Source organism: Stenotrophomonas indicatrix, assembly GCF_050573115.1.
Taxonomy (GTDB): Bacteria; Pseudomonadota; Gammaproteobacteria; order Xanthomonadales; family Xanthomonadaceae; genus Stenotrophomonas; species Stenotrophomonas lactitubi_A.
The window spans coordinates 1-19,072 of sequence record NZ_JBNYZT010000003.1; the positions used below are offsets into that span (position 1 = coordinate 1).

Below are 19,072 nucleotides of genomic sequence, written 5' to 3' on the forward strand. Positions count from 1 at the left end.
TGAACTCGCCACCGAAGCGCTCTGCACCGATCTTGGTCAGTGCGGCGGTCAGCGTGGTCTTGCCGTGATCGACGTGACCGATGGTGCCGACGTTGACGTGCGGCTTGGTGCGCTCGAACTTACCCTTGGCCATGGCTGCTTATCTCGAATTCGTCTGGTGTGGTGCTGAAGATGGTGCTCACAAAAGGAATCGAACCTTCGACCTCTTCCTTACCAAGGAAGTGCTCTACCGACTGAGCTATGTGAGCGAGTTTTGCATTATGGCATGAACTCGATAATATTCAAAGTTCACTCAATGGAGCGGGAGACGGGGATCGAACCCGCACCATCAGCTTGGAAGGCTGAGGTTCTACCATTGAACTACTCCCGCACCGGGAATGTGCCACAACGTGAAGCTGGTGGAGGGAGGTGGATTCGAACCACCGAAGGCGTAAGCCAGCAGATTTACAGTCTGCCCCCGTTGGCCGCTTGGGTATCCCTCCATTTACCACCCCATTCCGTGCCGCCGAAGCGTTGCGGTGTGTGGTGGTGAGCCCGCAATTCTGGAGATGAAGCGGGGGTCTGTCAACGCTTTTTTTCACTTTTTTTCACACGCGTCGCAAACCCCTTGATACGCAAGGGTCTGCTCAGGGCAGTGCAATTGTCTCGTCGGCAAAGATGGCCACATGGGCAACGCCATCGGCCCCGATCCAGCCCCGATACATGCCCTGGGTGTTGAACGGTGCCGCTGCTTTCCCCTCTGCGGAGAGCACGATCGCCCCGCCGTCACCACCCATCTGCGGAATTGCGTCGTTGATCACGCCCTTGCCCGCCTGCTGCGGCGATTGACCGAGGTAACGCATGCGCGCGCAGATCTCATGGGCTGCCGCGGTGCGGATGTAGTACTCGCCCCAACCGGTACCCGATACCGCACAGCGCGCATCGGCCCAGGTGCCGGCACCGATGATCGGCGAATCGCCGACACGGCCATAGCGCTTGTTGGTCATGCCACCGGTGGAGGTGCCAGCAGCAAGATGTCCCTGTGCATCGAGGGCGACCGCACCGACCGTGCCGAAGTGCTTTGCGGTTTCCAGGTCGGCATGCGCCTGGCCACTTGCTTCTTCCTTCAATGCACGCTGCAGCTGCTGCCAGCGCTTGTCAGTGCGGAAGTAGGAGGGGTCGACCAGGGTCACGCCCTGTTCGGTGGCGAAGGCTTCGGCGCCCTGCCCCACCATCATCACGTGCCTGGACTTCTGCATCACCGTCTGCGCGAGGAGGATCGGGTTGCGCACGCGCTGCACGCCCGCCACTGCTCCGGCCGCCTGGGTGGCACCGTCCATCACCGCCGCGTCCAGTTCATTGCGGCCTTCGTGGGTGAACACCGCGCCCTTGCCCGCGTTGAAGGTCGGATCATCCTCGAGCACGGTGATGGCCGCAGTGACCGCCGCCAGTGCCGGACGGCCGGCGGCAAGTTCGGCATGGCCCTTCAGCAAGGCCGCCTTCAGCGCAGCGCGCGCGGCCTGTTCTTCTGCCGCGGAGAGATCCTTGCGCTCCACCCCGGCACCGCCGTGGATGACCAGCAGCGGTGATGCAGCGGGTGCGGCCTGGGCCAGCAGTGGCAGGGACAACAGCGCGGACAGCGCCAGGCGCAGTTTCATCGGGTACGTCTCCAGGGTAGTTCAGGGAATGGGCTGTGCTGATAGTGCCGGCCACTGGCCGGCAACGCCTTGCCAATGATGCATCCAGGGGGTTGCCGGCCAGCGGCAGGCACTACCGGCGGATGACTTCAATCTCGCCGTCGCTGATGTCAGCCAAGGCCTCGTAGGCCGCGTCGGCCTGCAGGTCGTCCAGGCGCATGCGACTGCCGCTGGCAACCACGGTCACCGGCACCGCATGGAAGCGCAGGGGTTCACCTTCCACCAACCGATCGGCATCGCGTCCGGGGCTGACCACCCAGACCTTGCCTTCGCCGTCGGCGCTGTAGACCTGGGCCTGGCCGTCAGGCTCCACGCACAGGGCCGTGTCTTCATCGACGCCGATGCCGACCATGTCCGGGTCACCACTGTCATGCGCGGCGCGGGCCACGAACACGATCAGGCGGCCGAGACGGTCGCGCTTGTCGAAGTGGGTGTCGGTGACCACGCGCTGCAGGTAGGGCAGCTGCAGGAAGCCGCGGTCCAGGGTCACGGCCTCGCCCATCGGGTTGGCCATGGCGCTGGCCGAATCAATGCTGCCGCCATCCAGCGCGCCATAGGCATAGCCGCCGAGGATGGCCAGCCCAGCGCTGGTACCGGCAATCGGTTTGCCGGCGCGCACGTGGGCATTCAGCGCGCGATTGAGCGCGGTGCCCTTCCAGAAGCGGATGTAGCGGGACTGATCGCCGCCAGCGATGAAGATCGCATCGGCTGCAGCCACGACCCGCAGCACGGCCGGGTCGTCGGCGCCGCGGCGGTTGTCGAACACCAGGGTCTGCACGGCGGTGGTGCCGCCAATGTCCCGGTACAGACGGTCCTGCAGCTCATCGGTGCCGGACGCGCGCAGGATCAGCACACGGCCATTGCCAGCCTGGCGCAGCCACCACTGGAAGGCTTCAGGCACCCACTCGCCGCCGCCCATCAGCATCATCGCGGGGGCTCGCGGCCCGGGCCGCGGCGCATCCAGATCGCCCACTTCGTAGTAGGCGAAGCCGGGGTCCATCAGTTCCTGTGCCGCCGCCGGCGATATCCAGCAGAGCGCCGACAGCACCAAGGCGATGAGCGGGCCACGCAGCCCGTAGCGAAGGCGTCGCATCTTGATCTCCCTGAACAAAAACGACTTGCAACCGTTTTCACTCTTTGCCAGACATATCCCCAGTAGTCAAGGACATAAAAAAGGCGTTAAATGCGCGCGCCCATTCCTGAAATGTGAATGGGGGACAGGGCCCCTCCTCTGTGGGCCGGCATTACTTCCGAGAATTTCTCATGCGTAGACAGGCGATGGCGTGGTCGATCCAGCTGGCGTTGATGGGCGTTGCTGCTTCGGCGGCGGCACAGACTCCCGCTTCCTCTTCGGTACAACAGCTGGATGCGGTGCAGGTGACCGGCTCACGCATCCCGCGCGCCCAGGTGGAAGGACCGGCGCCGATCACTGTCATCAACGCAGAGCAGATCCGCTCCAGCGGCTTCACCACCGTGCCGGACGTGCTGCGCGCGATGACCCAGAACGGCGGTGAGACGCAGAGCCAGCAGTCCTCCGGCGGTGCCGATTTCTCGCCGGGTGCGCAGCAGGTCGACCTGCGTGGGCTGGGGCCGAACCACACCCTGGTGCTGGTCAACGGCCGTCGCATCGCCGACTTCCCGATGCCGTTCAAGGGCCGCAGCAACTTCACCGACGTGTCCAACATTCCGCTGGGCATGATCGACCGCATCGAAGTGCTGACCGGCAGCGCGTCGGCGATCTACGGCTCGGATGCGATCGCCGGCGTGGTCAATTTCATCCTGAAGAAGAAGGCCGATGGCACCACCATCGACATGCGCATGGGCACCACCACCGAAGGCGGCGGTGAGTCGTTCGACATGAGCCTGTCCAGTGGCTTCAGCAGCGGCAACTTCAATGCGGTGTACAGCGTCGAACTGCAGTCGCAGACGCCGCTGTGGGCCTACGACCGCGACATCCAGGACTCGACCCAGGACGGCCCGACCGAAGGGGCGCGCATCGCCCGTCGTTCCTACCTGCGCACCGATTACAACGATGACTACCTGGACCCGGGCGCGGCGACCTGCGAGGCGCTGGCCAGGCAGAACCAGGGCAGCACCTACCGCGCGTTCCGCCCGCGCTACGGCTACTACTGTGGCAGCGACAGCTCGATCGGCTACGGCACGATCCTCAGCAAGCGTCGCGGCGCCAACGGCTATGCCTCGCTCAGCTACGACTTCGACAACGGCCAGCAGTGGTTCGCCGACGTGCAGCTGGGCTACCACACGATGTCGCTGATGCGCGATGTCACCAAGTGGGGCCGCATGGCTGCCGACGGCGACGAGTCAGGCTATTTCAACAATGAAGCGACCGGAGAGATCGAGTTCTGGCAGCGCCAGTTCTCGCCCGAGGAAATGGGTGGGCTGGACAATGCGATGGTACGCAGCACGCAGAAGACCTTCAGCGTGACCACCGGCTTCAAGGGCAACCTGACCGGCAGCTGGGACTATGAAGCGGCATTGAGCCATTCGCAGTACCAGTCGCGGATCAGCTGGGCGCAGATCATCGCGTCCAAGGCCAACGACCTCTTCCTGGGCCCGCAGCTGGGCGAGGACGATGACGGCTTCCCGATCTACAACGCTGATCCGTCGCGCCTGTACCGGCCGCTGACCCGTGCCGAGTACGATTCGATCGCCGCACGCACCACCTATACGCCGAAGTCGCGCACCGAGACCGCGGCGTTGACCCTGACCAATGGTTCGTTGTTCACCCTGCCCGGTGGCGATGCCGGCTTTGCCGCGACGGTGGAAGTGGGCCAGCAGGCCTATGCGCTCAATCCCGATCCGCTGGCGACGGGCTATTACTACTACAGCTGGAAGGATTCGGACGGCAAGGGGTCGCGCAACCGCTGGGCGACCGCCGCCGAGCTGCGCATGCCGCTGCATGAAACGGTCAACCTGAGCGTGGCCGGCCGTTACGACCAGTACCGCTATTCGGGCCACACCATCGGCAAGGCAACCTGGAGCGGCGGCCTGGAATGGCGTCCGATCGACACGCTGCTGGTGCGCGGTTCGTACGGCACCGCGTTCCGTGCGCCGGACCTGCACTATGTTTTCGCCGGCCCGGGCAACGACGAGACCAGCGCGGAAGATCTGTACAACTGCCGCGCCGATGCAGCCGATGATTGCGCCGATTACGAGCGCAATGTGATCCGCAGCCGCAGTGGCAACCGCGAGCTCGAACCGGAAACCAGCACGTCCTGGAGCGCTGGCTTCGTGTGGTCACCGGCCGCCGGCCTGGACCTGTCGGCCGACTGGTTCAACATCGACATGCGCGAGCAGGTGCAGGACATGGACGTGCGTACGATCCTGGCCAACGAAGCGAACTGCCGGCTGGGCAGCGCCGACATCGGCTCGCCGACCTGCGTGGACGCCCTGGCCCGCATCACCCGCACTGCCGATGGGCGTCTGTACGGCGTGCATGTGAACCCGATCAACGTTGCGCGCGAGTCCACCTCCGGCGTCGACGTCGGTCTGCGCTACCGCCTGCAGACCGGCATCGGTGACTTCATCTTCAATGGCACCCACACCTGGGTGAAGAAGCATGACTTCCAGCGCTATGCCGGTGATGTGACCGAAGATCAGTTCGCGATCAACAGCGGCTTCGATATTCCGCGCACCAAGACCAGCGTCAGCGTGACCTGGGAGAAGGATGCCTGGTCGGCCACCGTGTACGGCTCGCGCCTGGGCAAGCTGCCGACCTCGGACAGCTACGACCAGGTGTTCGACGAGGAAAGCGGCGACAGCCCGTGGATCAAGGCGACCTACCGCTACAACGCCTCGCTGCAGTACCGCTTCGACGATCACTCGCGGTTGTCGCTGTCGGTGGTCAATGTGTTCAACAAGATGCCGCCGAAGGACAAGACCTACACGGCGTACCCGTACTACGACGTGTCCTGGTTCGACAGCGTCGGCCGCACCATCAACCTGCAGTACACGCACAAGTTCGGCGGTAGCGCGCTGTAAGGGCGCCCCTGCTGGCGGCACGCCACAGACCCCCGCTTCGGCGGGGGTCTTTTTTTGACCGCCAGCCCGGGCCCCAGCCTGAACGGTTCCCCGCTGGCGGTCTCCTGCACGGGATGCGGGCCGGTTTTTAGGACATGGCTGATTCCGGGCGGGTGAGCGTCCTCCCTAGGATCGGGGCATGTTCCGATTCCCTCGCCCTTCCCTGCCCCTGGTCGCACCGCCGACCACCGCTTCGGTGCTGCTGCGCTGGCTGACGGTGTGCGTGTTCCTGTGCCTGGCTGCCGCCACCGGCTTCTATCTGCTGACGGCGTTGACCGAAGATATCTCCAGCCACCGCCGCGACATGAATGCCGCCGCGTACAAGGCGCAGATCTACTTCGACCAGCGCGAGGCCCTGCTGCGCTATCTGGGCGATTCGGTGGTGGTGGGTGATCCGTCGGTGCCGTCCAGCGAGGGTGTACGCCAGCTGCCATTGGACGGACCGGGCGGGAAGCCCGGCCAGCGCCTGCTGCTGTCGCCGCGCGCAGAGCACACGTTGCAGACCCTGCAGACCCATCTGCTGCTGGTCGATGCGCAGGGAACGCATTGGCTGGCGGGTGGCCAGGCTGACGTGGCCATCGCCGGCCTGCCCACGTTGCAGGTGCTGCGGCAGCGCAGCGGCACGCTTGCCGGTACCGATCCGGTGTACTGGCTGCGCGCGGGCGATGCCGGCGTCGCCCTGGCACAACCGGTACAGGCCGGACCGCAGCCAGACCAGTGGCTGATGCTGCTGCTGGACAGTGCGGCCGCCTCGGACATGATCGATGGCCAGGGCATCGGCGGCTACGCCCTGCTGGACCGCGATGGGCAACCCGCCCTGACGAGCCTGGCCCCACGCCTGGACAGCGCAGGCTGGAAAGCACTGCAGCAGCGCCAGGACGACAGTTTCGGTGTGCTCTGGAGCACGGGCCTGCCGCGCGGCGTGGCCTTGGTGAAGGGGGTGGGCAATGATGGCTGGCGGCTGGTCTATCACCTGCCTCCGCGCCTGCTGCTCGGTGACATGGCGACCTCGTTGCTGATCAGCGTTGCATTACTGCTGCTGGCGGGCATCGCCCTGCGTCTGCTGCGGCATCGCGTCGACCGCCAGTTGATCCAACCGGCGCTGCTGCAGCACCGGCGGCTGCTGGAAAGCCTGGATTTCAGTTCGACGGTGATCGACCTGGCACCGGTCGGCATCTGTGTCCTGCGTCGCAGCGACCGCCAGCTGCTGCTGTCCAACCAGCTGCTGCGCGACTGGCTGGGCGAGGATGGCACCGACAGCGATTGGCAGGCACCGTGGCGCGGCCATGCCGGCGAACGCGGTCGTGGGTTGGAGTTCACCGCACGCGACGGTCGCCAGCTGCAGGTGCTGCATGCAGCCTGTCGCTACCAGGATGACGACGTGCTGCTGTGCGTGTTCCATGACATCTCGCGCCATCGACAGGCGCAGGCGGCGCTGTCTTCGGCGCGGCAGGCGGCCGACGCTGCCAACCAGGCCAAGAGCGCGTTCCTGGCGACCATGAGCCATGAAATCCGCACGCCGCTGTACGGGGTGCTTGGCACGCTGGAGCTGCTCGGCCGCACGCCACTGGATGCACGGCAGTCGCAGTACCTGCGCACCATCGAGAGTTCCTCATCGGTGCTGCTGCAACTGATCAGCGATGTGCTGGATGTGTCCAAGATCGAGTCGGGCCAGCTGAGCCTGGAGCCGGCATCGTTCTCGCCGCGCGATCTGACTGAGAGCGTGCTGCGCAGCTTCGCCGCTGCGGCGACGCGCAAGGGCCTGCAGGTATTGGTCTGTACCGATCCACGGTTGCCGACACGGGTGCTCGGCGATGCCGACCGGATCCGCCAGGTGCTGGGCAACCTGCTCAGCAATGCGATCAAGTTCACCGAGCATGGCCGGGTGGTGCTGCGCGTGCGACTGGTGCAGCGGGAAGGCGAGTCGAGCGTGTTGGCCTGGCAGGTCACCGATACCGGCGTGGGCATCGCCACCGAGGAGCAGGCGCGTCTGTTCGAGCCCTTCCGCCAGGTTCGTGGCGCCGCCAGCGCACAGGGCACCGGGCTGGGGCTGTCGATCAGCGACCGCCTGGTGCGGTTGATGAGTGGCGAACTGCGCGTGGTCAGCGAACCGGGACTGGGCAGCAGTTTCACCGTGCGCCTGCCCTTGCCGGTGCTGGCCGCGACCGAGGATGGCTCCGCATTGCTGGCCGAACCGCCGGTCTACGTGCGCGGGCGTGATCGTGAACTGGTCGACAGTGCCTGTGGCTGGCTGCGCCGCTGGGGTGCCAATGCACAGCCCCTGCAGGGCGATCCTGCCCTGCTCGACCACGCCGGCGCGATCCTGATGGATGGCGAGGCGGAACAGCCGTTGGCCTGGCAGGGCCCGCGGGTGCTGGCTTCGATCGACGGCGGCGACCAGCCGGCACCCACCGCCGATGGCGCGCTGCTCGTCACCCTGCACGGCATGTCTTCGATCGCCCTGGCGGTTGCACGCCAGCAGCGGCAATGTGCAACGCTGCCGACCGCAGCGCGCGATGTGCAGCCCGGCCCGCTGGGACTGCGGGTGCTGGCCGTGGAAGACAATCCCATCAACCGGGTGATCCTGGCCGAGCAGCTGCAGGCCCTGGGCTGCGAGGTGGAGCTTGCGCAGGATGGTGTCGAGGCGTTGCAGCTGTGCCAGACCCGTGACTTCGACCTGGTGGTCACCGACATCAACATGCCGCGCATGGACGGCCACACCCTGGCGCGCCGGCTGCGGGCAGAGGGCAATCTGCTGCCGGTGATCGGCGCCACCGCCAACGCGACCGCCGAGGAGCGCGAGCGCTGCCTGGCCAGCGGCATGCAGGGCTATCTGAGCAAACCCATCGACATCGCACGCCTGCGTCAGGCGCTTTCCGCCGTTCGCCAAGGAGATCCCGCATGACCCGCCGTGTCCTGATCCTGGAAGACCAGCCGTTCCAACGTGGTTACCTCGTCAATCTGTTCAGCGCGCGCGCCGGCGTGCAGGTCGACGCCTGCGAAGACGTGGACGCGGCAATCGCCCTGTGTGCCTGCCAGGCCTACGACCTGGTGGTGAGCGATCTGTTGATGCCCGGCCAGGACGGCATCCAGTTCATCCAGGCACTGGCCGCGCAACCGCGCCCGCCGCGGCTTGCCGTGGTCAGCGCGGCCTCGCGGCGAATGATGAGTTCGGCACGGTTGATGGCAGAGTCACTGGGGCTGGACGTGGTCGGCCTGTTGGCCAAGCCGGTCGCCGCCAGCGATGTCGATGCGCTGCTCGATGCATTGGCGCAGACCCGGCCAGCCGTGCGTACCAGCCCGGCCGCGCTGACTCCCGAGCCGGACGCGGCGCAGCTGCGGCAGGCACTGGCCGACGGCAGCCTGACCGCCTGGTTCCAGCCGAAGAAGTCGTTGCAGTCCGGGCGCGTGGTCGCCGCCGAGGCACTGGTGCGCTGGCGCCACCCGCAGCTGGGCACACTGGCGCCTGGAAGCTTCCTGCCGGCGCTGTGCCGTCATGGCCTGGAGGGCGAACTGCTGCGTGCGATGCTCACGGCCAGCATCCAGGCGCAGGCGCGCTGGCGCTGCCAGGGATTCCGCGTGCCGGTATCGATCAATCTGCCGCCGCACCTGCTGGAGCAGTCCGATCTTCCGGATGAACTGCTGGCACTGACCCTGGCCGCGGGCGGCAATCCGGCTGATCTCTGCTTTGAACTGATGGAGAACAGCACCACCCGGCACGTCAGCGACTTCTACGCAGGTGCATGCCGGTTGCGGATGAAGGGTTTCGGCCTGGCCCAGGACGACTTCGGCCAAGGGCTGAGCTCGGTGCACAACCTGGTCAACACACCGTTCACCGAGGTCAAGATCGATCGTGCGCTGGTCAGCGGTTGCGCGCGCGATCCCGCCCTGCACCTGACCTTGACCACCGTGATCGCGCTGGCCAACCAGCTCGGCCTGACCATCGTTGCCGAAGGCGTGGAGAGCGATGCCGATCTGGCCGCGCTGCGCCAGCTCGGCTGCAACCAGGTACAGGGCTTCCTGATTTCGCAGGCACTGCCCTCGGACGATTTCACCCGTCTGCTGGACGAGGATGTTCCCTATTCTGCCACCGGCAGCAGCCGGGCCGCGTCGCGCTGACAGGCGCTGCTGAAAAGCTTCACAATCCCATCAAGAGTCATTGACGATCCTCTCTGCGCGGCGGCACCGGCCGTGCCCTGGGCCCTTCGGGCCGCCATCGACCGCCTACTGCTCCGAGACCTGTCCATGCCGGCCGAGGCCGCTCCCGTACGCCGACTCGCCCGCCGCTCCCTGCGTGTACATGCGCTGCTGATTGGCGTGGTGGTGCTGGCAACCCTGCAGGCCGGCCTGCTGCTGTCCACCGGCAGCCAGCTGTTCAACGAAGAACAAAGCAAGATCCGCTATCACTTCCGCCGGCTGGACGGCACGCTGCAGGAACAGGAACGTTTCCTGCGGCAATGGCGCCTGCATGACGTGGGTAATCGCGGGCAGGCCGTGGACGAGGCTGCCTCAAGTGCACAGCCCAGCCCGTTGTTCGCCAGTTTCGCCCGGATCGGTGCCGACGGCGGCGCCTCGACACAGGCAACAGCCGAACTGGGCGACCGCTTCCTGCGCTTCTACGGCGCTTTCTGGGCGACTTCCCGGTATCCGCCGCCGCAATGCCTGCTGGTCGATGGGCAGGGCCGTCGTGGCCTGCTTGCACCGATCCAGACAGTGCGCGGTGATCCGGGCCAGAGCAGCCCGCATCATCTGCAGCCGGCACTGACCGCCATCCACCAGGTCCTGCGCGAACGGCCAGCACTGCGCCGCGGCAACGTGGTCTGGACACCGGTGGCGTGGCGCGATGGACAGGCCCGGCTGCTTGCCATCGCGCATGCGCCGCAGGATGCCCGCCTGTGGGGCGAGAGCGAGGACGACTCGCTGGCCGCAGTGGCCTGCCTGCTGGATCCCGGCCGCGTTGATGACTACCGCCAGGTAATGGGTACACCGGTGTTCGAACGGATGTCGTTGTTCGATGGCAACGGCCGCCTGCTGCTCGGTGATGCCAGCGATGCCAGCCGCGCCGGCACATCCTGGCGCGCGGGCGTGGACGGCCTGCTGTTCCGCATGCGCAGCGAACAGGGCTGGCTGGCGGTGTACCACGTTGGCTGGCAACAGGTGTTCCAGCACCCGCGCGGGCCCCTGCTGGGCAGCATGGTGGTGGCGTTGCTGCTGGCCACCGGTGGCGTGCTGATCCTGCGCGCGTACCGGCGTTCGGTGATCGAGCCACTGCGCCGCAACCATGCGCGATTGCTGGAAAGCGAAGCCTTCAGCCGCACCATCCTGGACAACGCGCCGATCGGGTTGTGCCTGCTGCGCCGTACCGATGGCCGCGTACTGCTGGACAACGCGCTGGCGCGTCACTGGCTGGGAGAAGACCACGACGAGGGTGGCTGGCACGGGCCTTGGCGACGCAGCGTCCTTGCCGCCGGCGGCACCACGGCGGGCGACGGCCTGGCCTACACCACGCCGGACAACCGCCATCTGCTGATCACCGCGACGCCCGCGCGCTATCGCGGCGAACCCGCCGTGCTGTGCCTGTTCATCGACCTCAGCAGCCAGCACGAGGCCGAACAGGTTCTGCAGCAGGCACGGCGCGCAGCCGACCAGGCCAACCGCGCCAAGAGCCAGTTCCTGGCCACCATGAGCCATGAGATACGCACCCCGCTGTACGGTGTGCTCGGCACGCTGGAGCTGCTGGGCCTGACCCCGCTGGATGCGCGCCAGCAAGACTATCTGGACACGATCCAACGTTCGTCCTCGACGTTGATGCAGCTGATCAGCGACATCCTGGATGTGAGCAAGGCCGAGGCCGACCAGCTGAGCCTGGAGCCCGGCGCGTTCGATCCGGTGCGGTTGACCGAGGACGCGCTGGACTCCTACGCCGCTGCCGCCGCACACAAGGGCCTGCAGTTCTATGCCTGTATCGATCCGGACGTACCGGCTGCGGTCGATGGTGACGCCGCGCGCATCCGTCAGATCCTCAACAACCTGATCAGCAATGCGTTGAAGTTCACCGACAGCGGCCGGGTCGTGGTGCGTCTGGGGGCACAGCACAGCGATGGTCGCTGCTGGCTGCGCTGGCAGGTGGCCGATACCGGCATCGGCATCGCCAGCGAGCACCAGGCCCATCTGTTCGAACCCTTCTTCCAGGCCAACCCGGGCACCGATGCCATGCGCGGTACCGGATTGGGCCTGGCCATCTGTGCGCACCTGACCACGATGATGGAAGGCCACCTGCGGGTGGTCAGCGAAAGCGGCCTGGGCAGCAGTTTCTCGGTCGAGCTACCGCTGCCTGAGGCAGCAACCGATCCGCTGCAGGCGGCGTCACCGCGGTTGCCGGCAGCGTTGCCAGTGCAGGTCCGTGGCAGCGTCCGCGAGTTTGCACAATCGATATGCGAGCGCTTGCAGCAGCGCGGCGCACAGGCCAGCGTGCATCGCGACGATGCGCCGGAGCTTGCCGATCCTGGCACGGTGATGCTCGACCTTGTGCTGGACGAGGGCACGCCCACGTGGAGTGGACCGCAGGTGGTGGCCTGCCGCGAAGGCGGAATGCAGCCACAACAGGTGCAGGGGCATTGGCAGGTCGGCGTGCATCGTCTGGATGCGATCGTGCTCGCACTGGCGGCAGCGGCCGGGCGAGCACTGCCCACCGAAGTCAACGGACGTCTGCCGGCGCCACGCAGGTTCGGGCTGCAGGTCCTTGTCGCCGAAGACAACCCGATCAACCAGGCGATCCTGCGTGGCCAGCTGGAACAGCTCGGTTGCCATGCCGTGGTCGCCAGTGATGGCAATGAAGCCCTGCGCTATTGGCCGCAGCGTCCTTTCGCCCTGGTGTTGACCGACCTCAACATGCCAGGACTGGATGGTTACGGTCTGGCCCGTGCATTGCGCGCGCGTGGGGTGGACGTACCGATCCATGGCGCAACCGCCAACGCCGACCCGGCCGAGCGGCAACGCTGCCATGAGGCGGGAATGCAGGGCGTGCTGGTCAAGCCGATCACCCTGGCAGCACTGCAGCGGCTGCTGACGCAGGTTTCCGCCCCGCCTCACCACGCGCCCATCGACGATGACGCCGACGCTCCCCTGCAGGTTCCGGAAAAAATGCAGACATTGTTCGTGCAGACCATGCAGGCCGACCTGGACAGCCTGCAGCGGGCGATCGACGATGCCGCGCCCGAACGTGTTGCACAGGTGCTGCACCGCATCCGCGGCGCACTGGTGATCGTTGGCGCGCCGGCACTGGTGGCACACGGGCAGCAGATCGAACAGCAGATCGGCGACGGCGACGCGTTGCCTGCCCTCGCTACGGCGCTCGACCATTTCCAACGGCGCCTGCAGCGGCTGCTGCAACCCGTGGTGCACGTCGCCGCCCCCTCACCTTCCAGCAACCCGACACCGCCATGACCACCCGCATCCTCATCGCTGACGACCACCCGATCGTGCTTGCCGGCATCCGCGATGTCCTGGCCGGCGAACTGGACCTTGACGTGGTTGGCGAGGCCGCCGATCCGGTGACCTTGATCGAGCTGATGACCAGCACCCTGCCCCATGCGGTGATCACCGATTACAGCATGCCCGGTGGTGACAGCTTCGGCGATGGCATCAAGCTGATCTCGTTCCTGCGCCGCAGCTTCCCCGATGTGCGTCTGCTGGTGTTGACGATGGTCTCCAATCCCTCGCTGGTGGCCGCCATGTACGCAGCCGGTGCCAACGGCGTGGTGCTCAAGAGCCATGGCCTGGGCAGCCTGGTGCAGGCGCTGCGCACGGTGCTGGCCGACCGCGTCTACCGCCCTCCCGGTCTACTGCCGGTTGCCGCCGCGGAACCGGCCGATGCCGAGGTGGTACTGGCGCGCCTTTCGCCGCGCGAACTGGAAGTCATCCGTCTGTTCACCGGCGGCATGAGCGTGGGCGACATCGCCCGCCAGCTGCAGCGCAGTGCGAAGACGGTCAGCACGCAGAAAATCAACGCGATGCGCAAGCTTGGCGTGGACAGCGACCAGGCGCTGATCGAGTACTGCCTGCAATCATCGATGTTCGGCTGAGGCCTCCACATCGCTGAACCGTGCCCCGCCCATGCACAGGGCACGAAGTGCTTTAGGAAACGCCTGATTCCATAGGACAGGGCTGATTTCTAGTCTGGACGCATCCCGCCACGGTGACGACTCCCCTCGTCATCGCCTTGCCGGCGGGAGGGAAACCGGATGGCGCCTGCAGCGGCCATCACACCCGGTTTCCACAGCGACGCGGCCCTGCCGCGCCAGATCGCGCAGCCGCGCTGCGCCCTGCCACAGGAATCCACCAGCATGAACGCCTCTCCCCCACGGCGCCGCCGTGCGTCCGTCTGCGCGCGCGCTTCGCGCCTTCCCTTGATTCCCAGCCTGCTGGCCAGCGCACTGTGGGCCGCCCTGCCCGTGCACGCGGCCGAACTGCAGGGGCCGTTGAAGGTTACCGATGGCGGCAGCCTGCAGCTGGGCGCCGACGACACCCTGTCGCACAGTGCCGGTGGCTACGCGCTGGAGGCCAACGGTGTGGGCAGCACCATTACGGTCGATGGCAGCTGGATCTCGAGCACCGGCGGCGGCAGCGGCATCCTTGCCAGCGCCGGTGGCAGCGTCATGATCGAGGGCGGCATCCTGCAGATCGGCAACGGCAGCACCACCGTCGGCTATGCGCTGAACGCCAGCGGTGCGGGTAGCGTGATCCGGGCCAACAACCTGGTCATCAATGCTTACCGGAACGGTTCGGGCTACGGCACGGTCAATGCCACCGGTGGTGGCAAGCTCTGGTTGAATGGCGGCAGTGTGAGCAGCGCCGGCCATGCTCTCTACTCCACTGGGCGTGGCAGCGAACTGCACGTGACCGGTACGGAGATCAACAACGGCGCCAACAGCGCGGTGTACGCCGATGGCGGCGCATTGCTGTCGCTGGAATCGCTGACGATGAGCTTTGCCGAAGCCACCAGCGGCTACAGCGGGCGCGTGTCCTCCAACGGCAGCGGCAGCGTGCTGTCGCTGCGCGACGTGGACGTGGTCAACGGCTACTTCGACATCAACAACGGTGGCACGCTGCAGATCGTGGGAGGCAGCGCCAGCACCAACGGCGGCAGCATCCATCTGCTCGGCAACAGTGGCAACCGGGTGTACTCGACGGCCGATGTCACCGGTGGCCGCTTCGAGACCGTCGGCGGCTACGGGGTCAACGTCAACAGCTGGGCCAAGCTGACCGCCAACGGCGCCCACTTCACCGTGCGCGATGGTTATTCCGGCATCTGGTTGTCGGGTGCGGACTCGCTGGCCGATCTCACCGACACCACGCTCAGCACCTATGGCGACAACGGCTACGGCCACGGCGTGGACGTCTGGGGCGGTACCGCCACAATCACCGGCGGCAGCATCGATACCCACGGTGATGGGGTCTATGGCCTGCGCGCCTCGGGCAGCAATCCACCGACGCCCTATTCGCGCATCCGTGCCAAGGACCTGGACATCACCACTTACGGCACCGGCGGCGGCGGCGTCTTTCTGGGTGGCAGCACGGCCGATGCGCAGCTGGACGGAGGCTCGATCACCACGCTGGGTGCATCCTCGTTCGGCATCGTGCAGATGAACACCGCCAAGCTCACCGCTGACAACCTGAGCATCCAGGCACAAGGGACGAATTCGGGTGCCTATCGTTCCTACATCACGGTGTTCGGGCCGTACTGGGACCGTCTGGTGTTCAACAACAGCAGCCTGCAGACCCAGGACGGTCCCGCGCTGTGGCTGCAGGGCAGCAATCACGAACTGACGCTCAACAACACCGATGTCGTCGCGCGCCAGCAGGGCAACGTCGACGGTGGCCGCCTGCTGCGGGTGAGCGACACGGTGTTCACCGATGGAAGCTCGGTCGCCACCGCAGACATTCTTTTCACTGCCGACAACAGCCGCCTGACCGGCGATGTCGTGGTCGACAGCGCTACCGCCAACGTGCAGATGACGCTGCGCAACGGCACCGTGTTCAACGGCGCATTGCGCAATGACTCTGGCTACCAGGTCGCGCAGCTGGCGATGGATGACAGCAGCCAGTGGAACGTGCGTGGCAATTCCAGCGTCGGCTCGCTGGACCATGCCGGCACCATCGCCTTCGTCGCGCCCACCACTGACGATTTCAAGACCCTGACCGTCACCGGCGACTATGTCGGCAACGATGGCCATTGGCTTTTCAACCGCGCGCTGGGCGACGATGCCTCGATGGGTGACCAGCTGGTGATCCAGGGCAACAGCAGTGGCACGGCCTCTGTCAGCGTGCGCAACGCGGGGGGCGCCGGCGCCCTGACCAGCGAAGGCATCCGCCTGATCAGCGTGGGCGGCCAGTCCGATGCGCAGTTCTCGCTGCAGGGACGCGCGGTGGCCGGCGCTTACGACTACTTCCTGTACAAGGGTGGCGTCTCCACGCCGGACGACGGCAACTGGTACCTGCGCTCGGAATACGTGCCGCCGATCGATCCGCCGGAACCGCCCGATCCGCCGGAGCCCCCGATTGATCCGCCGACTCCGCCGATCGACCCGCCTGCTCCGCCGATCGATCCGCCGGTGGTCCCGCCGGTCGACCCGCCGCTTCCGCCGGCGCCGCCGCGCGTGGAGCGCCCGGAGCCAGCGGTGTACATGGCCAACCAGAGCAGCGCGCTCGGCATGTTCCGGCACAGCCTGTACGACCGCAGTGGCGATCCTGCCGATGCAACCGACGGCGGCAGCGACGCCATTGCATGGGCACAGGTGCGCAGCAGCCAGCCCGGCAGCCGCGGCAGTCAGGTCGATGTAGACAGCGAGCTCAACAGCGTGCTGCTGGGCGTCGGTCGTCGCTTCGAAGCCAATGCCGGTGGCCAGTTGCAGGCGGGAGTGATGGCCGGCCAGGGCCGGGCACGCAACGACAGTCGTTCGCAGGTGACCGGTTACACCGCGCGCGGCGTGGTCAACGGCACCAGCCTGGGCGTGTATGCCACCTGGTTGCAGGACGCACGGATGGACAGCGGTGCGTATGTGGATGGCTGGCTGCAGTACGGGCGGTTCCGCAACAGCGTGCAGGGCGAAGGGCTGCAGAAGGAGCACTATCGCTCGCACAGCTGGACCGGTTCGGCCGAGGCAGGCTATGTGCTGCCGGTGCAGCGTACAGCGCAGCGCGGTGTCTACTTGGAGCCACAGCTGCAGGTGATCCACAGCCGCTACGATGCCGAACGCGTGGTCGAAACCAATGGCACGGTGGTCGAAGGTCGCGACAAGGACAGCACCACCACGCGTGTGGGCCTGCGCCTGTACACGCGTTCGCTGACGCAGGGCCAAGGACAGGTGCAGCCGTTCGTCGCGGTGAACTGGTGGTCCGGTGGCAACGACGCAGCCATCGCCGTGGACGGCGAACGTCTGCGCCGGCAGTTGCCGCGTGACATCTACGAAGCCAAGGCCGGTGTGCAGGTGAATCTGTCGGGTGGCTGGCGCGGCTGGGGTGAGATCAGCCGGCAGACCGGCGGCATGGGCTTCCGCGATACCAGCGGTCAGCTGGGCGTCTCTTACCGCTGGTAAGCGCTGCCACGGGTGAGCCCAGCGAGGGGTCCGGCGATGCATCGTCGGGCCCCTCGTTGTTTTCCACACCACGCGTGGAAATCGATGGGGGTTGGATGTGGACAAGTGGCCGTAAGCCACGCACGACAAGCGTTTTCGACGCTGGCTGTTTTTTGTCCAGCCTGTCCAGGATGCAGGCAGCTGCATGTTTTCCACACGACAGGTGGAAAGCGATGCGAACTTGATGTGGACAACCCGCCTTGAACGTTACGCCGCAAGCGTTTCAAAGCGTGGCTGTTTTTTGTCCAGCGGCCTCATCGGTTTTCCACATGCCACGTGGAAAGCCGTGGGGGTTTGGTGTGGACAAGTCGCCGCGAGCCATGCAGGCCAAGCGTTTCAACACGTGGTGATTTTCTGTCCACTGCCACCCGCAGCAGTGGGCTGGCGCTTCCGCAGCGGAAACGGGCAATGGCACTGTCGTCGTGTGTCCGTTCTGACAGGCGCCCGATACAACAAGACCCCGCATTGCGGGGTCCTGTGGGCAATCACTGCGCTGCGTCGTCGATCAGACGTTGAATCGGAAATGCAGGATGTCACCTTCCTGCACGCGGTATTCCTTGCCTTCCAGGCGCAGGCGACCCGCTTCCTTCGCACCGGCTTCGCCCTTGTACTTGATGAAGTCGTCATACGCGATGGTTTCGGCGCGGATGAAGCCCTTCTCGAAGTCGGTATGGATGACCGCGGCAGCCTGCGGCGCGGTGGCGCCCTTGCGCACGGTCCACGCGCGGACTTCCTTCACGCCAGCGGTGAAGTAGGTCTGCAGGCCGAGCAGGCTGTAAGCCGCGTTGATCACGCGGTTCAGGCCCGGCTCGCTCAGGCCGAGGTCGGCCAGGAACGTATCGCGGTCTTCGTCGTCCAGCTGCGACAGCTCTTCTTCGATCGCTGCCGACACCGGTACCACCTGTGCGCCTTCTTCGGCGGCACGTGCGCGCACAGCGTCCAGGTGCGGGTTGTTCTCGAAACCGTCTTCCAGAACGTTGGCGATGTACATCACCGGCTTCAGGGTCAGCAGGAACAGATCGCGCACCAGCGCCTTCTCTTCCTCGTCCAGACCCGCCGAACGGCCGGCCTTGCCGTCGGCCAGCGCGGCCTGCAGCTTGGCCAGCACCGGCTTGCGTGCCGCTGCGTCCTTGTCGCCACCCTTGGCCGCACGCTCGGCGCGGTTCAGTGCCTTCTCGACGCTGTCCAGGTCGGCCAGGGCCAGTTCGGTATCGATGGTCTCGATGTCCGAAATCGGGTCGACCTTGTTGTTGACGTGGATGACGTCAGCGTTCTCGAAGCAGCGCACCACGTGGGTGATCGCATCCACTTCGCGGATATGGGCCAGGAACTTGTTGCCCAGGCCTTCACCGCTGGCGGCACCGGCCACCAGGCCGGCGATGTCGACGAACTCGACCGCGGTCGGGATGACCTTCTGCGGGTTGATGATCGCCGCCAGCTCGTTCAGGCGCGGATCCGGCACCGGCACGATGCCGACGTTCGGTTCGATGGTGCAGAACGGGAAGTTCGCCGCGGCGATGCCCGCCTTGGTCAGCGCGTTGAACAGGGTCGACTTGCCGACGTTGGGCAGGCCGACGATGCCGCATTTGATACCCATGGGTGACAGCTCTCTGGGGTGAAAGTGATTGGTGAAACAGCGCGCGCGCCGCTTGGCCAATCCATCTCGGTGTTGCCGATCAACATCTGTGCCAACCGAGGTTGGCAGCTACCGGGGCCGGT

Annotated in this window: 10 protein-coding genes and 3 tRNA genes; 6 read left to right on the plus strand and 7 right to left on the minus strand. The window is 66.1% G+C overall.

All coding sequences use genetic code 11. From position 1 onward, the window contains the following. The 6 genes from ACQ5SA_RS08835 to ACQ5SA_RS08860 form a co-directional block, all read right to left on the minus strand. Positions 1-133: GTP-binding protein (locus ACQ5SA_RS08835; protein WP_241899612.1), on the minus strand; the 133-nt coding region annotated here is incomplete at its 3' end. A gap of 39 nt (positions 134-172) precedes the next feature. Continuing rightward, positions 173-248, minus strand: a tRNA-Thr gene (locus ACQ5SA_RS08840). Between the two features lie 48 nt (positions 249-296). Further along, positions 297-370 (minus strand) — tRNA-Gly (locus tag ACQ5SA_RS08845). A gap of 26 nt (positions 371-396) precedes the next feature. Further along, a tRNA-Tyr gene (locus tag ACQ5SA_RS08850) sits at positions 397-482 on the minus strand. Positions 483-626: 144 nt separating this feature from the next. Next, entirely contained in the window at positions 627-1,637 is a 1,011-nt protein-coding gene (locus ACQ5SA_RS08855) for an isoaspartyl peptidase/L-asparaginase family protein (RefSeq protein WP_499314015.1), read from the minus strand. Between the two features lie 112 nt (positions 1,638-1,749). Beyond that, positions 1,750-2,769 (minus strand): cyanophycinase, encoded by a 1,020-nt coding sequence (locus ACQ5SA_RS08860; RefSeq protein WP_499314016.1) that lies wholly within the window; start codon positions 2,767-2,769, stop codon positions 1,750-1,752. 170 nt (positions 2,770-2,939) lie between these two features. Here ACQ5SA_RS08860 and ACQ5SA_RS08865 point away from each other — a divergent pair, with 170 nt between their 5' ends. The 6 genes from ACQ5SA_RS08865 to ACQ5SA_RS08890 all read left to right on the plus strand — a co-directional run bounded on the left by ACQ5SA_RS08865 (position 2,940) and on the right by ACQ5SA_RS08890 (position 17,314). Then, complete coding sequence (locus tag ACQ5SA_RS08865) at positions 2,940-5,678, plus strand: TonB-dependent receptor plug domain-containing protein (RefSeq protein ID WP_499314017.1); 2,739 nt, start codon at positions 2,940-2,942, stop codon at positions 5,676-5,678. 178 nt (positions 5,679-5,856) lie between these two features. Then, complete coding sequence (locus ACQ5SA_RS08870) at positions 5,857-8,622, plus strand: response regulator (RefSeq protein WP_499314018.1); 2,766 nt, start codon at positions 5,857-5,859, stop codon at positions 8,620-8,622. Next, positions 8,619-9,836 (plus strand): EAL domain-containing response regulator, encoded by a 1,218-nt coding sequence (locus ACQ5SA_RS08875; RefSeq protein ID WP_353099096.1) that lies wholly within the window; start codon positions 8,619-8,621, stop codon positions 9,834-9,836. Before ACQ5SA_RS08870 ends, ACQ5SA_RS08875 begins: the two co-directional genes overlap by 4 nt. Before the next feature lie 126 nt (positions 9,837-9,962). Beyond that, positions 9,963-13,163, plus strand: coding sequence for a hybrid sensor histidine kinase/response regulator (locus tag ACQ5SA_RS08880; protein WP_499314019.1), 3,201 nt, complete (start codon positions 9,963-9,965; stop codon positions 13,161-13,163). Further along, entirely contained in the window at positions 13,160-13,801 is a 642-nt protein-coding gene (locus ACQ5SA_RS08885; RefSeq protein WP_499314020.1) for a response regulator, read from the plus strand. The genes ACQ5SA_RS08880 and ACQ5SA_RS08885 overlap by 4 nt, the downstream gene beginning before the upstream one ends. A gap of 261 nt (positions 13,802-14,062) precedes the next feature. Next, positions 14,063-17,314, plus strand: coding sequence for an autotransporter outer membrane beta-barrel domain-containing protein (locus ACQ5SA_RS08890; protein ID WP_499314021.1), 3,252 nt, complete (start codon positions 14,063-14,065; stop codon positions 17,312-17,314). A gap of 544 nt (positions 17,315-17,858) precedes the next feature. Here the strand turns inward: ACQ5SA_RS08890 and ychF are convergent. Continuing rightward, positions 17,859-18,950, minus strand: coding sequence for a redox-regulated ATPase YchF (gene ychF / locus ACQ5SA_RS08895; protein WP_353099093.1), 1,092 nt, complete (start codon positions 18,948-18,950; stop codon positions 17,859-17,861). Positions 18,951-19,072 lie beyond the last annotated feature (122 nt).

Excerpts from the sequence above, each read along its gene's own strand:
- ACQ5SA_RS08865 (WP_499314017.1), top strand. The coding sequence starts at position 2,940 with ATGCGTAGACAGGCGATGGCGTGGTCGATCCAGCTGGCGTTGATGGGC.
- ACQ5SA_RS08855 (WP_499314015.1), bottom strand. The coding sequence starts at position 1,637 with ATGAAACTGCGCCTGGCGCTGTCCGCGCTGTTGTCCCTGCCACTGCTG.
- ACQ5SA_RS08870 (WP_499314018.1), top strand. The coding sequence starts at position 5,857 with ATGTTCCGATTCCCTCGCCCTTCCCTGCCCCTGGTCGCACCGCCGACC.
- ACQ5SA_RS08880 (WP_499314019.1), top strand. The coding sequence starts at position 9,963 with ATGCCGGCCGAGGCCGCTCCCGTACGCCGACTCGCCCGCCGCTCCCTG.
- ychF (WP_353099093.1), bottom strand. The coding sequence starts at position 18,950 with ATGGGTATCAAATGCGGCATCGTCGGCCTGCCCAACGTCGGCAAGTCG.
- ACQ5SA_RS08875 (WP_353099096.1), top strand. The coding sequence starts at position 8,619 with ATGACCCGCCGTGTCCTGATCCTGGAAGACCAGCCGTTCCAACGTGGT.
- ACQ5SA_RS08860 (WP_499314016.1), bottom strand. The coding sequence starts at position 2,769 with ATGCGACGCCTTCGCTACGGGCTGCGTGGCCCGCTCATCGCCTTGGTG.
- ACQ5SA_RS08890 (WP_499314021.1), top strand. The coding sequence starts at position 14,063 with ATGAACGCCTCTCCCCCACGGCGCCGCCGTGCGTCCGTCTGCGCGCGC.
- ACQ5SA_RS08885 (WP_499314020.1), top strand. The coding sequence starts at position 13,160 with ATGACCACCCGCATCCTCATCGCTGACGACCACCCGATCGTGCTTGCC.